This window comes from Aeromonas sp. R7-2 (genome assembly GCF_040908105.1).
In the GTDB taxonomy this organism is placed as follows: Bacteria; Pseudomonadota; Gammaproteobacteria; order Enterobacterales; family Aeromonadaceae; genus Aeromonas; species Aeromonas caviae.
In genome coordinates, this window is record NZ_JBFODC010000036.1 from 434,581 (window position 1) to 447,381 (window position 12,801).

Genomic DNA, 12,801 nt, shown 5'->3' on the forward strand with positions numbered 1-12,801 from the left:
CCGGCATGAAGACAGCCCTGCTTCTTATCGCATGCTGGCTGTTGGCCCTGATCCCGCTGGATCAGGGTCTCACTCCCCTCGTGACACTGCTGTTCAACCCGGACCGCGCGCTCTACGGCACCGCCCAGCTCACCGGCTTTGCCGGCATCCTGCTGACCCTCTACCTCGCCAATCTCGGGGTGGAAGTGGTGCTGCGTCGCCGCTTCCAGATAGCGGGCATGCTGGCCCTGCTCGCCGCCTGGACAGATTTCATCAACAGCAGCGGCACCGAGAGCCACTGGCTGGTGCTCTACGCCATGGCGTTGCCGTTTCATCTGGTGGGCTGGCTGGTATTTGTTCGCGGGATCCAGGCGTTTGGCCGCCAGAAAGGCTGACATCTCGTTGATTTCACACCCTTCTCACACTTTCTTTCTCTCCTGACACTTCCTGCCATACTGACACAGTCGTCCAAATGACAAAGCAATCAATTCAGGAGCCTCCATGGAAAAAGTGCTACCCGAATCGGTTCCGACACGGCATTTGTCAAGCCCGCTCTCTCCCCACGAGTTGCAACAGCTGTTCGCCCAGGCGCCCTTCGGGATTGGGGTCTTCGATCACGAATTCAGGTGTCGCGACGTCAACGGACGCTTTGCCGAACTGACCGGCCTCGCGCGGGCAGAGCACCCGGGCAAGACGCTGTTCGACATTGTCCCTGCCCAGACTCCCCAGCTGCTCCCGCTGTTTCAGCAACTGCGGCAAGGTCCCCCCCGATGCACATTTGAGGTGGAAATGGTCGGTCTCTCCCGCGCGGCCTCCCCGGCACGCTGGCAAGTGAGCGTCAGCTCCGTGCTGGATGAGGAGGGTTCCTTCAGCGGCATCTTCCTCGTGATGAGGGAATCCGCGCAGACAGGCCCCCACCTCGACGCACCCGCGTCACCCGGCCTGCAGGAGATGACCCACCTTCATGCACTGCGTCTCTATCAGGCCGAAGCCCGCTTGCAGCACCTCTCCTATTACGATCCTCTCACCGATCTCGGCAATCGCCATCTGCTGCAAGAGCGCCTCACCCTGGAGATAGAGACGGCCAGGGTGAACCGCCACGTCCTGGCGCTGCTGTTCATCGATCTCGACGGCTTCAAGCTCATCAACGACAACCTGGGGCACAGTGCCGGCGATCTGCTGCTCAAGCTGTCGGCAGACCGCATTCGCCACTGCCTGCGCCCCGGAGACATCGCCATCCGGCTGGGGGCAGACGAATTTCTGGTGTTGCTGCCAGCCATCAGAGACACCCAGGATCTGCTGGGTCTCATCGAGGGGTTGCAACGCAGGCTGCACGATCCCGCCGACATCGGCCAGGAGCGGGTGAGGCTCTCCGCCAGCATCGGCGTCTCCCTCTATCCGGAGCATGGCCAGACCCCGGACAGCCTCATCAGCGCGGCGGACAACGCCATGCATGAAGCCAAGCGCCGTGGCCGCAACGGCTATCTGTTCCACTCCCCCGACATGACGGCACAGACCAGGGAGCGGATGCTGCTGGAGCAGGGACTGCTCAAGGCCATTGAGCAGCAACAGTTTCGCCTGCTCTACCAACCCATGACGGATCTGGCGGATGGTCATCTCAGCGGCCTGGAGGCCCTGATCCGCTGGCAGCATCCCAGCCTTGGCATGATATCCCCGGACCGTTTCATTCCGGTGGCAGAGGAGTGCGGTCTCATCGAACCGATGGGCGAATGGGTGATGCGCACCGCCTGCCGGCAAGGGCAGCAGTGGCTGGCCGAAGGGCGCGCCGTGCCCAGGCTCTCGGTCAATGTGTCGGTCAGGGAGATGCGCTCCCACGACTACGTGGAGCGGGTGACAGCCATTCTGGCCGAGACCGGTTTTCCTGCCGAGCGGCTGGAGATCGAGGTGACCGAGAGCATCATCCAGAGCGTGGATCACAGTCTGCGGCTCTTCACCCGTCTCAAGGCGCTGGGGGTGCAGATCGCCATCGACGACTTCGGCACCGGTTTCTCCTCCCTGAGCCTGCTCAGGAGCCTGCCCATCGATCGCATCAAGATAGACAGGGCCTTCGTCCAGGCATTGCCCGACGACAAGCACAGCCGCGAGCTGTGCCGTACCATAGTCCAGCTGGCCAGCTCCCTCGGCATGGCCGTCACGGCGGAAGGGATAGAAACCCAGCCCCAGCGCCAGTTCCTGCAATCCCTGCGTTGCGAGGAGGGACAGGGCTACCTGTTCAGCCATCCCCTGCCAGAACCCCACCTGCCTTCCCTGCTCCCCGTCCGCCATTGAGCCTTGGCCGCGCCACCACGAAAGCAAAGAAGGGAGCCCATGGCTCCCTTCTGCTTCATCATCATGGCTTCCCGCCCGCTATCTTCGTCGCTATCCAAAAGTCTAATTGCCCTCGGGAACCAAAGGTATAAGTTGTTACTCAATCATTAAGAAAATGTATTCACAGGAGTGAGAGATGAGCGAGAGCAAGGTCTACCCGGTCAAGGCCCACATCGGCAACGGCGCCCTGCTGGACAAGGAAGGTTATGAAGCCATGTATCAGGCGTCGGTGCAGGATCCGGACGCCTTCTGGGGGGAGCAGGGCAAGATCCTCGACTGGATGACCCCCTACACCCGCGTCAAGAACACCTCCTACGATCCGGGCCACGTCTCCATCAAGTGGTATGAGGATGGCCTGCTCAACGTCTCGGCCAACTGCCTGGATCGCCATCTGAGCGAGCGCGGCGACAAGGTCGCCATCATCTGGGAAGGGGACAACCCGGCTGAAGATCGCAAGATCACCTATCGCGAACTGCACGCCGAAGTGTGCAAGTTTGCCAACGTGCTCAAAGCCCAGGGGGTCAAGCGTGGCCACATGGTCTGCCTTTATATGCCCATGGTGCCGGAGGCGGCCATCGCCATGCTGGCCTGTACCCGCATCGGGGCCGTGCACAGCATCGTCTTCGGCGGCTTCTCGCCGGAGGCGCTCTCGGGCCGCATCATCGACTCCGGCGCCTCCGTCGTCATCACCGCCGATGAGGGGTTGCGAGGCGGTCGCCCCATCCCCCTCAAGAAGAACGTGGATGAGGCCCTTACCCACCCGGATACCAAGGTCAGCAAGGTGATCGTCCTCAAGCGCACCGGTGGCAACGTGGCCTGGCACGAGCACAGAGACATCTGGTGGCATGATGCGGTCAACGCCGCCAGCCCGGATTGTCCGCCCGAAGCCATGGGCTCCGAAGATCCCCTGTTCGTGCTCTACACCTCCGGCTCCACCGGCAAACCCAAGGGTGTGCTGCACACCACGGGCGGCTATCTGGTCTATGCCGCCCTCACCTTCAAATACGTGTTCGACTACCACGAAGAGGACATCTACTGGTGTACCGCCGACGTGGGTTGGGTCACCGGTCACTCCTATCTGGTCTACGGGCCGCTGGCCAACGGCGCCACCACCGTCATGTTCGAAGGGGTGCCCAACTACCCGGCTACCAACCGCATGAGCCAGGTGGTGGACAAGCATCAGGTCACCATCCTCTATACCGCCCCCACCGCCATTCGCGCACTGATGGCCAAGGGCAAGGAGGCTGTCGAAGGCACTTCCCGCACCAGCCTGCGCATCATGGGGTCGGTGGGTGAACCCATCAACCCGGAAGCCTGGGAGTGGTACTACCGCACCATCGGCGACGAGCGCTGCCCCATCGTCGACACCTGGTGGCAGACCGAAACCGGCGGCATCCTCATCACTCCGCTGCCCGGCGTCACCGCGCTCAAGCCCGGCTCGGCCACTCGTCCCTTCTTCGGAGTACAGCCTGCTCTGGTGGACAACCTGGGTGAGCCGCTGGAGGGCGCCACCGAGGGCAACCTGGTGATCACCGACTCCTGGCCCGGCCAGATGCGTACCGTGTTCGGCGATCACGAGCGCTTCGAGCAGACCTACTTCTCCACCTTCCCGGGTCGCTACTTCACCGGCGACGGTGCCCGTCGCGACGAGGACGGCTACTACTGGATCACCGGCCGGGTGGATGATGTACTCAACGTCTCCGGCCACCGCATGGGCACCGCCGAAATCGAGTCCGCTCTGGTGGCCCATCCGAAGATCGCCGAAGCGGCGGTGGTGGGTGTTCCCCACGAGATCAAGGGACAGGGCATCTACGCCTATGTCACCCTGATCGCCGGGGAAGAGCCGAGCCGCGAGCTGCACAAGGAAGTGAAGGAGTGGGTGCGCAAGGAGATTGGCGCCATCGCGACCCCGGACGTGATCCACTGGGCCGAAGGGCTGCCCAAGACCCGATCCGGCAAGATCATGCGGCGTATCTTGCGCAAGATCGCCACCGGCGAAACCGACAGCCTGGGGGATATCTCCACCCTGGCGGATCCGGGGGTCGTGGACAAGCTGATCCGCGAGAAGTCGGAAGCGGCGTGAGTCTCTTCCCCACGTCAACAGAGCCGGCCACGTGCCGGCTTTGTTGTCTTCGGGATCCGGACAGGGCAGAGTTCGGTGGCAGGCAGGGCTTGCGGGCAAAACAGACCAATAAATAGCCAGATGTAGAGATTAGACCAGTAAAATGCTGCTAATTTTCACGAAATCAATATAATTGCGAAATCTGTGTGTCAGGGCACACCGATTTGTGCAAAAATTGGCTAGATTTTTGGTAGTCCAAAGATAGCTGATAGATAGCAGCATAATCATCGAGGATGTACTCAATATGTCGCAACATCACCGAATCCTCCTGCTTAACGGCCCCAATCTGAATCTGCTGGGCAAACGGGAACCGGGAATCTACGGCAGCAAGACGCTCGATGAGATCGTCGCCGATCTGACTCGCAGCGCCAGCGAACTCGGTGTCACCCTGGAACATCTGCAATCCAATGCCGAGCACGAGCTGATCGGCCGCATCCATCAGGCCATGGGCCAGGTGGATTTCATCATCATCAATCCCGCCGCCTTCACCCATACCAGCGTTGCCCTGCGCGATGCCCTGCTGGGTGTGGCCATCCCCTTTATCGAGGTTCACCTGTCAAACGTTCATGCCAGGGAGCCCTTCCGTCATCACTCCTATCTGTCTGATGTCGCCAAGGGGGTGATCTGCGGGTTGGGTGCCGATGGTTACCAATTCGCTTTAACCGCGGCCGTGCATCAGTTGCGCGCGGCTTGATAATCACTGATCAGATAAAGAAGAAAGAGAATGCTAATGGATATCCGCAAAATCAAGAAGCTGATTGAACTGGTTGAAGAGTCCGGCATCGCCGAGCTGGAAATCTCCGAAGGGGAAGAGTCCGTTCGCATCAGCCGTAATTTCTCCGGCCAGGTTAGCGTTGCCCCGCAGATGATCATGCCCCAGGCCGCAGCTCAGGTTGCCGCACCGGTTGCCGCAGCTCCGGCAGCAGCCGCTGCACCTGCTGCCGATGCCGCCCCGAGCGGTCATCTGATGCGCTCCCCCATGGTGGGCTCCTTCTACCGCTCCTCCAGCCCGGAAGCCAAGCCGTTCGTGGAAGTCGGTCAGCACGTCAATGTCGGCGACACCCTGTGCATCGTCGAAGCCATGAAAATGATGAACCAAATCGAGTCTGACAAGGCCGGCGTGATCAAAGCGATCCTGGTTGAAAATGGTCAGGCCGTCGAGTTTGACGAGCCGCTGTTCATCATCGAATAAGGGAAAATGCCACCCATGTTGGACAAAGTAGTCATCGCCAACCGCGGTGAAATTGCCCTGCGGATCCTGCGCGCCTGCAAAGAGCTCGGGATCAAGACAGTGGCCGTTCACTCCACTGCCGATCGGGAGCTCAAGCATGTGCTCCTGGCGGACGAAACCATCTGCATCGGCAAACCTGCCAGCGGTGAGTCCTACCTCAATGTGCCGGCCATCATCGCCGCCGCCGAGGTGACCGGTGCCGTCGCCATCCACCCGGGCTACGGCTTCCTCTCCGAGAATGCCGACTTCGCCGAAGTGGTCGAGAAATCCGGCTTCATCTTCATCGGCCCGCGCGCCGAGACCATTCGCCTGATGGGTGACAAGGTCTCCGCCATCGAGGCGATGAAGAAGGCGGGCGTGCCCTGCGTACCCGGTTCCGACGGCCCGGTGGACAACGATGCCAAGCGCAACGCCGCCATCGCCAAGCGGATCGGGTATCCGGTGATCATCAAGGCCGCCGGTGGCGGTGGTGGTCGCGGCATGCGCGTGGTGCGCAACGAGGCCGAACTGGCCTCCGCCATCGCGCTGACCAAATCCGAAGCGGGCCAGTTCTTCAAGAACGACATGGTCTACATGGAGAAGTACCTGGAGAACCCGCGCCACATCGAGATCCAGGTGCTGGCTGACGGTCAGGGTACCGCCCTCTATCTGGGTGAGCGGGACTGCTCCATGCAGCGCCGTCACCAGAAGGTCGTGGAAGAGGCGCCGGCCCCCGGCATCACCGAGGAGATGCGCAAGTTCATCGGTGAGCGCTGTGTGCGCGCCTGTCTCGAGATCGGCTACCGCGGTGCAGGTACCTTCGAGTTCCTGTACGAGAACGGCGAGTTCTATTTCATCGAGATGAACACCCGTATCCAGGTGGAGCATCCGGTCACCGAGATGGTCACCGGCGTCGACCTCATCAAGGAGCAGCTGCGCATTGCCGCCGGTCAGCCCCTGTCGATCACCCAGCAAGACATCCGCATTCGTGGCCACGCCATCGAGTGCCGGATCAATGCCGAAGATCCGGCCACCTTCCTGCCCTCTCCCGGTCTCATCCAGCGCTTCCACGCGCCGGGCGGCCTGGGCGTGCGCTGGGAATCCCACATCTATGCGGGTTACAAGGTCCCCCCCTACTACGACTCCATGATCGGCAAGCTGATCTGCTACGGGGAGAACCGCGACGTGGCCATCGCCCGCATGCGTCACTCCCTCGACGAGCTGGTGGTGGAAGGGATCAAGACCAACATCGCCCTGCAAAAAGAGATCATGAAGGACGAAAACTTCCAGCACGGTGGCACTAACATCCACTACCTGCACAAGAAGTTGGGTCTGTAATGGCTTGAGGCCCGACCCATTGAGCACGGTGGCAGCACAGAACAGCCACCACCTGCACAAGAAGTCGGGTCTGCAAAGACCCCTTTCATCGGGATATTGCGCGATCCACCCGGATCGCCAACGTAAAAAAGGGCCATGGCGACATGGCCCTTTTTTGTTATTCTTGCGCCCCGCTCACTCGTCGGAGGCCACAGTGAACCGTTTCGCACTCGCCCGTCGGGAAGCAGCCTTCTGCCTGCTGCTGACCCTGCTCTACTTTGTCGCCTGGTATGGCTCGGCTTATTTCATCCCCGAGGATCTCGAGCTGTGGGACCTGCCCCTCTGGTTCCTGCTCAGTTGCATCCTGATGCCCCTGCTGTTCATCGGCCTCTGCGCCCTCATGGTGGATCGCCTGTTCGTCGATATTCCCCTGGATAGCGAGGTACCACCCCATGAATCTTGAGCTGATGCTGCCGCTCTGCATCTATCTGGTGCTGGTACTGGGGGTCGGTTTCTGGGCCAGTCGCCACCGGACCGGCGGCAACTTCATGCAGGAGTACTTCATCGGCAACCGCAGCATGGGGGGGCTGGTGCTCGCCATGACCCTGGTGGCCACTTATACCTCTGCATCGTCCTTCATCGGCGGGCCGGGTGCCGCCTACAAGGTCGGCCTCGGCTGGGTGCTACTGGCGATGATCCAGCTGCCCACCGTCTGGCTCACTCTGGGGGTGCTTGGCAAGAAGTTCGCCATCATCGCCCGCCGGGTCAATGCGGTGACCATCAACGACATGCTGTGGGCCCGCTACCAGAGCAGGGCGGTGGTCGTGCTGGGCTCGGTCACCATCATCCTCGCCTTCATTGCCACCATGGTGGTGCAGTTCATCGGCGGCGCCCGCCTGCTGGAAACGGCGACCGGCCTCAGCTATCAGCAGGGGCTCTTCCTGTTTGCTAGTTGCGTGCTGCTCTACACGGTGATCGGCGGCTTTCGCGCCGTGGTGATGACGGATGCCCTGCAGGGCATTGTCATGCTCATCGGCACTGGCGCCCTGCTGGCGGGCATCCTCATCGCCGGTGACGGGTTGCCGAATCTTGTCCACCAGCTCAAGGAGATAGATCCCAAGCTGGTGAGCCCCCAGGGGACCGGCGACATGCTGACCCAGCCCTTCATGCTGAGCTTCTGGGTGCTGGTCTGCATCGGGGTGGTGGGCTTGCCCCACTCGGCGCTGCGCTGCTTTGGCTACCGGGACAGCAAGGCGCTGCACCGGGGCATCCTCATCGGCACCATCGTCTGCGCCCTGCTGATGTTCGGCATGCACCTGGCCGGGGCACTGGGCCGCGCCATCCTGCCCGGCATGGACAGCCCGGACAAGATCATGCCCTCCCTGATGATGGAGGTGCTCCCCCCCTGGCTGGCCGGGGTCTTCCTGGCGGCCCCCATGGCGGCCATCATGTCCACTATCGACTCCCAGCTGATCCAGGCCTCCGCCACCCTGGTGAAAGATCTCTACCTCAATTACCTCAACCCCAGGCAGGAGAAGCTGGAGGTCCGGGTGCCGCGCCTCTCCCTGCTCTGCACCCTGATCCTGGGTACCCTGGTACTGCTGGCGGCGCTCCAGCCCCCCGAGATGATCATCTGGCTCAACCTGCTCGCCTTCGGCGGCCTGCAGGCGGTCTTCCTCTGGCCCCTGGTGCTCGGCCTCTACTGGTCCAGGGCCAACGGCCCGGGAGCCCTCGCCAGCATGGTCTGCGGCATCCTCTGTTACGGTACCTTGAGCCAGTGGGGGATCAAGCTGGCCGGTCTGCACGCCATCGTCCCAAGCCTGGCCCTTGGCCTGGCGGCCTTTGTCCTGGCCAGCCTGCTCACTCCGGCCCCGGATCAGCGTGTCCGTCGATTGTTTGATCAAAATTAAGAAAAGGATCAATAAAGGAAGGCTCGCCTATTCCCAAATGGGGGCTCACGGGTAAAATGTGCGCCACGTCACAAATACCGTGCCCCCATGCCAGTCCAGAACGCCAGAAAGATCCTGACCCAGTCCCTGCAGCGCCTCGGCTATGCCCTGTTGCTGCCCGTCTCCATCCTGCCCCTGGCCGCCCTGCTCCACCGGCTCGGCCAACCGGACGTGCTGGATCTGGCGGTGCTCTCCCTCGCCGGTCGAGCCCTCTTCAGCCAGATGCCGCTCATCTATGCGGTGGCCATTGCCTTCGGGTTGAGTCGCCAGGGGCAAGGAGCTCAGGCGCTCGCCGGTGCGGTCAACTTCCTGCTGCTGAGCTCGGCGCTGGGCACCCTGGTGCCCGGGCTGCATGCGGACATGATCTGCGGCCTGCTGGCCGGGCTCGTCACCGCCATGGTCTGCTCCCGGGCCCGCGCTCTGCGGCTGCCGGGCTGGTTGCGCCCCCTGCAGGAAGATCTGCCGGGCATGTTGCTCTCGGCGCTGGCCTGCCTGCTGCTGGTGATCCCCCTCTCCATCCTCTGGCCGCTGCTGGAACAGGGGCTCACCCTGCTCGCCTCCGATCTGCTCACCACGCCATTTGGCGCCTTCTGCTACGGCGTGCTGAACCGGCTGCTGATCCCCCTCGGTCTGCACCAGGTGCTGGGCAGCCTCATCGGGCTCGGGGAGAGCAACCTGCAAGCCCTCTCGACCGCCCAGCCGCTGCATGAAGGCTATGTGGCCGGGCTCTATCCGGTCATCATGTTCGGCCTGCCCGGTGCCTGTTTTGCCATCTGGATCCATCGCCAGCGGATGCAACAACTGCCCCAGGGAGGGCTGCTGCTCACCCTGGCGCTCACCTCGGCACTGGTGGGCATCACGGAGCCCATCGAGTTCCTGTTTGCCTTCACCGCTCCCTGGCTGTTTCTGGCCCATGCCCTGCTGACCGGGCTGTCGCTGGCCATCTGCAGCGGGCTCGACATCCAGGTGGGCAGCTACTTTTCTGCCGGATTGCTGGACCTGGTGCTGAGCTACCACGCCGGTCTGCACAGCTTCTGGCTCATCCCCCTGGGCATCCTCTTCTTCGTCGTCTATGCCCTGCTCTTCTCCCGGCTGCTGGAACACGCCCCCCTCAGTCTGCCGGGCAAACCCATCGCCGAGGATCTCTCCCGGCTCGCGACCGTGGCCCCCACCGATCCCCAGATGCTGGCTATCCAGTACCTCAAGATGCTGGGGGGCATGGACAACCTGCAAGCCATGAGCGTCTGCCTGACCCGCCTCAGCCTGCGGGTTCGCGACATGGCGCTGGTGGATCAATCCTGCCTGGCCAGACTGGGTTGCCTCTCCTGGATCGTGCTCAACGAACATCAGCTGGTGCTGGTGCTCGGCCCCCATGCCGGCCTCATCGAAGGGCAGATCCGCATGCTGGCGGAACGCCAGTCGGTCCCGCTCGGTCTCGAACCGACTCAGGCTCCCCTTGGCCAGCACCAGTGATCAGGCGAAGGGAAGACGTTCGGCCACGAAGTCCATCAGGCTGCGAAGGGCGGGGGCCAGGTGTTCCCGGCTCGGGTAGATGAGATAGAAGGGGTTCACCGGAACCAGGAGATCCGGCAGCACCTTGAGCAGTCGCCCCGCCGCCAGATCGTCGCCGCAGACATGGGCCGGCAGCAGGGCAATCCCCCCGTCATGGAGTGCCAGCTCCCGCAGCGCCAACAGGCTGTTGCTCTGGCAGGCCCCGCGAGGGCGCCAGCCCCCCTCCTGCAATGGCCACACCGGCAAGGAGCCATGTACCAGGCAGGCGTGTCCGGCCAGCTCCGAGAGTTGGAGCGGCGTCCCGTTGGCCGCCAGGTAACCGGGAGATGCCACCAGATGGCGCGCCACCTGGCCGATGCGCCGGCAGATGAGGCTGGAATCTTTCAGCGGCGCCGCCCGCAGCGCCAGATCGTAACCTTCCCCCACCAGATCAAGCTGTTCATCGCAAAGGGTCAGCTCCAGCACCACCTCGGGGTAGAGGGCGCGAAATTCGGCCAGTATCCGGCCAAGCAGCAAGGTTCCCGTGGCTTCGGGAGCAGTGATCCGCACCCGCCCTCCAGGAGCCGCGCGTAACCGCGCCATCGCCAGATTGGCGCTGCGCGCCAGTGCCAGCAGCTCCTGACAATGGGCCACATAGACCTCCCCTTGGGGCGTCAGGCTGAGCCTGCGGGTGGTGCGTTGCAGCAACCTCACCCCGAGCCGGGATTCGAGGCGCGAGATCTTCTGGCTCACCGAGGACTTGGGCATGCCGAGCACCTCGGCCGCCCCGGTGAAGCTCCCCTGCTCCACCACGGTGGCGAACAACCCCATCAACTCCAGTTCGACATTGTTCATATATTCAAACAGTCTTTACCAATTACCCATCTTAATCTTGATAATCATCCAGACTAGAGTGAGTGGCAATCCCGAACACTGCTATTTGAAAGGAAAAGCCATGAAAGCCATCGCCCTGACTCACTATCTGCCAAGCAACCACCCCCACTGCTTCATCGAGAGCGATCTGCCCGATCCGACACCGGGCCCGCGGGATCTGCTGGTACGGGTCAACGCCACCTCCATCAATCCGGTCGACACCAAGGTACGCGCCCCCAAGGACAAGGTCGAAAGCAACCCCCGCGTGCTGGGCTGGGACGCCGTGGGCGAGGTGATCGCCGTCGGTAGCGACGTCACCCTGTTCAAGGCCGGTGACAGGGTCTGGTATGCCGGCGACATCAGCCGCCCGGGCAGCAACAGCGCCCTGCAACTGGTGGACGAGCGCATCGCCGCCATCGCCCCAGTCACCCTGTCCGATCTGGAAGCCGCCGCCCTGCCGCTCACCGCCATCACCGCCTGGGAAACCCTGTTCGAGCGCATGAGCCTCACCCGCGAAAGCACCGGGCGACTGCTGATCATCGGGGGCGCCGGCGGAGTTGGTTCCATCGCCATCCAGCTCGCCCGCCAGCTCACCGGCATGGAGGTGATCGCCACCGCGTCGCGCCCCGAAACCCGGGAGTGGTGCCTGGACATGGGGGCCCACCAGGTGGTGAGCCATCACCATCTGCAGGCGGAGCTCAAGGCGCTCGGCATCAGCGAGGTGGATGCCATCTTCTGCACCAACGCCACCGAGCAGCACTGGAACACCATGGCCAGCCTCATCCGTCCGTTTGGTCATATCTGCACCATCGCCGAGTCCAGTGAACCCTGGGATCTGGGTCTGCTCAAACCCAAGAGCGTCACCTTCAGCCAGGAGTTCATGTTTACCCGCTCCCTGTTCCAGACCCCGGACATGATAGAGCAGCACAACCTGCTCGGCCGGGTCGCGGCCCTGATCGATGAAGGGGTGCTCAAGACCACCCTCAGCAAGGTGGTGCCCGAACTGACGCCCCTCACCCTGGCCCGGGCTCATGCCGAGCTGGAAGCGGGTCGCATGGTGGGCAAGCTGGTGATCGACATGAGCGGTTTCCATCGCTGAGGCGCCGCCAGAGCGGGTATCGTCGTCCTGACTATTCCCTTGTAGGTAAATAAATGCACCATCATGGGGTGAAATCACCAGTGACAAGCCCCAAGAGTGCACAGCCCCACAGGTGACCTTTGTCCCTGACGGGGCATCTCCCCCGAAAAAACCATAAAAAAGAGGCCATCCCGTCGGGATGGCCCTAAAAACCTGAACGTTGGGGTAACAATCACACACATATCCTTATGCAGGACATCTGTAACTTTGCAGATAGCGTGCCAATCTCTGCTTTTCCCTCCCAATTAACCGCTTTTCAGCGCACCGGCATAAAAAAAGCCACCCGAAGGTGGCTGAAAAAAGATGACGGAACTTCATAGAGCAAAGCATTCAGCGGGAACAAGTTGCTTCCCGTCACCCATGAAGGAATACATTAACCGTGCCAACTTGGCAG

The 12,801-nt window shown here is 62.3% G+C and carries 11 protein-coding genes; 10 read left to right on the forward strand and 1 reads right to left on the reverse strand.

What is annotated here, in order from left to right; all coding sequences use genetic code 11:
• Window positions 1–5: 5 nt before the first annotated feature.
• The 9 genes from AB5Y47_RS17455 to AB5Y47_RS17495 all read left to right on the forward strand — a co-directional run bounded on the left by AB5Y47_RS17455 (window position 6) and on the right by AB5Y47_RS17495 (window position 10,378).
• Window positions 6–374, forward strand: coding sequence for a hypothetical protein (locus AB5Y47_RS17455; protein WP_045525778.1), 369 nt, complete (start codon window positions 6–8; stop codon window positions 372–374).
• A 106-nt stretch (window positions 375–480) separates the two neighbouring features.
• On the forward strand, window positions 481–2,268 hold the full coding sequence (locus AB5Y47_RS17460) for an EAL domain-containing protein (RefSeq protein WP_368220429.1): 1,788 nt from the start codon (window positions 481–483) through the stop codon (window positions 2,266–2,268).
• Window positions 2,269–2,443: 175 nt separating this feature from the next.
• Window positions 2,444–4,390: an acetate--CoA ligase gene (gene acs, locus AB5Y47_RS17465; RefSeq protein WP_180911416.1), complete on the forward strand. Its 1,947-nt coding sequence runs from the start codon at window positions 2,444–2,446 to the stop codon at window positions 4,388–4,390.
• A 283-nt stretch (window positions 4,391–4,673) separates the two neighbouring features.
• Window positions 4,674–5,123 (forward strand): type II 3-dehydroquinate dehydratase, encoded by a 450-nt coding sequence (gene aroQ, locus AB5Y47_RS17470; protein ID WP_039040307.1) that lies wholly within the window; start codon window positions 4,674–4,676, stop codon window positions 5,121–5,123.
• Window positions 5,124–5,159: 36 nt separating this feature from the next.
• Window positions 5,160–5,621: an acetyl-CoA carboxylase biotin carboxyl carrier protein gene (gene accB / locus AB5Y47_RS17475; protein WP_010675405.1), complete on the forward strand. Its 462-nt coding sequence runs from the start codon at window positions 5,160–5,162 to the stop codon at window positions 5,619–5,621.
• 15 nt (window positions 5,622–5,636) lie between these two features.
• Window positions 5,637–6,977: an acetyl-CoA carboxylase biotin carboxylase subunit gene (accC, locus tag AB5Y47_RS17480; protein ID WP_039040308.1), complete on the forward strand. Its 1,341-nt coding sequence runs from the start codon at window positions 5,637–5,639 to the stop codon at window positions 6,975–6,977.
• A 193-nt stretch (window positions 6,978–7,170) separates the two neighbouring features.
• Entirely contained in the window at window positions 7,171–7,419 is a 249-nt protein-coding gene (locus tag AB5Y47_RS17485; protein WP_039040309.1) for a YhdT family protein, read from the forward strand.
• Window positions 7,409–8,866 carry a sodium/pantothenate symporter gene (panF, locus tag AB5Y47_RS17490; RefSeq protein WP_368220430.1) on the forward strand — a complete coding sequence of 486 codons (1,458 nt, stop codon included), beginning with the start codon at window positions 7,409–7,411 and terminating at the stop codon, window positions 8,864–8,866. The genes AB5Y47_RS17485 and panF overlap by 11 nt, the downstream gene beginning before the upstream one ends.
• 87 nt (window positions 8,867–8,953) lie before the next feature.
• The gene (locus AB5Y47_RS17495; RefSeq protein WP_368220431.1) at window positions 8,954–10,378 is read left to right on the forward strand and encodes a PTS transporter subunit EIIC; all 1,425 of its coding nucleotides are present in this window, start codon (window positions 8,954–8,956) and stop codon (window positions 10,376–10,378) included.
• On the opposite strand, the gene AB5Y47_RS17500 is transcribed toward AB5Y47_RS17495, so the two are convergent.
• A complete protein-coding gene (locus AB5Y47_RS17500; RefSeq protein ID WP_042014452.1) occupies window positions 10,379–11,251 on the reverse strand; it encodes a LysR family transcriptional regulator in 873 nt (290 codons plus the stop codon).
• A 100-nt stretch (window positions 11,252–11,351) separates the two neighbouring features.
• On the opposite strand from AB5Y47_RS17500, the gene AB5Y47_RS17505 reads away from it, so the two are divergent.
• Window positions 11,352–12,368 (forward strand): zinc-binding alcohol dehydrogenase family protein, encoded by a 1,017-nt coding sequence (locus AB5Y47_RS17505; RefSeq protein ID WP_368220432.1) that lies wholly within the window; start codon window positions 11,352–11,354, stop codon window positions 12,366–12,368.
• The last annotated feature ends 433 nt before the right edge of the window (window positions 12,369–12,801 follow it).

Excerpts from the sequence above, each read along its gene's own strand:
- AB5Y47_RS17455 (WP_045525778.1), top strand. The coding sequence starts at position 6 with ATGAAGACAGCCCTGCTTCTTATCGCATGCTGGCTGTTGGCCCTGATC.
- AB5Y47_RS17460 (WP_368220429.1), top strand. The coding sequence starts at position 481 with ATGGAAAAAGTGCTACCCGAATCGGTTCCGACACGGCATTTGTCAAGC.
- acs (WP_180911416.1), top strand. The coding sequence starts at position 2,444 with ATGAGCGAGAGCAAGGTCTACCCGGTCAAGGCCCACATCGGCAACGGC.
- aroQ (WP_039040307.1), top strand. The coding sequence starts at position 4,674 with ATGTCGCAACATCACCGAATCCTCCTGCTTAACGGCCCCAATCTGAAT.
- accB (WP_010675405.1), top strand. The coding sequence starts at position 5,160 with ATGGATATCCGCAAAATCAAGAAGCTGATTGAACTGGTTGAAGAGTCC.
- accC (WP_039040308.1), top strand. The coding sequence starts at position 5,637 with ATGTTGGACAAAGTAGTCATCGCCAACCGCGGTGAAATTGCCCTGCGG.
- panF (WP_368220430.1), top strand. The coding sequence starts at position 7,409 with ATGAATCTTGAGCTGATGCTGCCGCTCTGCATCTATCTGGTGCTGGTA.
- AB5Y47_RS17495 (WP_368220431.1), top strand. The coding sequence starts at position 8,954 with ATGCCAGTCCAGAACGCCAGAAAGATCCTGACCCAGTCCCTGCAGCGC.
- AB5Y47_RS17500 (WP_042014452.1), bottom strand. The coding sequence starts at position 11,251 with ATGAACAATGTCGAACTGGAGTTGATGGGGTTGTTCGCCACCGTGGTG.
- AB5Y47_RS17505 (WP_368220432.1), top strand. The coding sequence starts at position 11,352 with ATGAAAGCCATCGCCCTGACTCACTATCTGCCAAGCAACCACCCCCAC.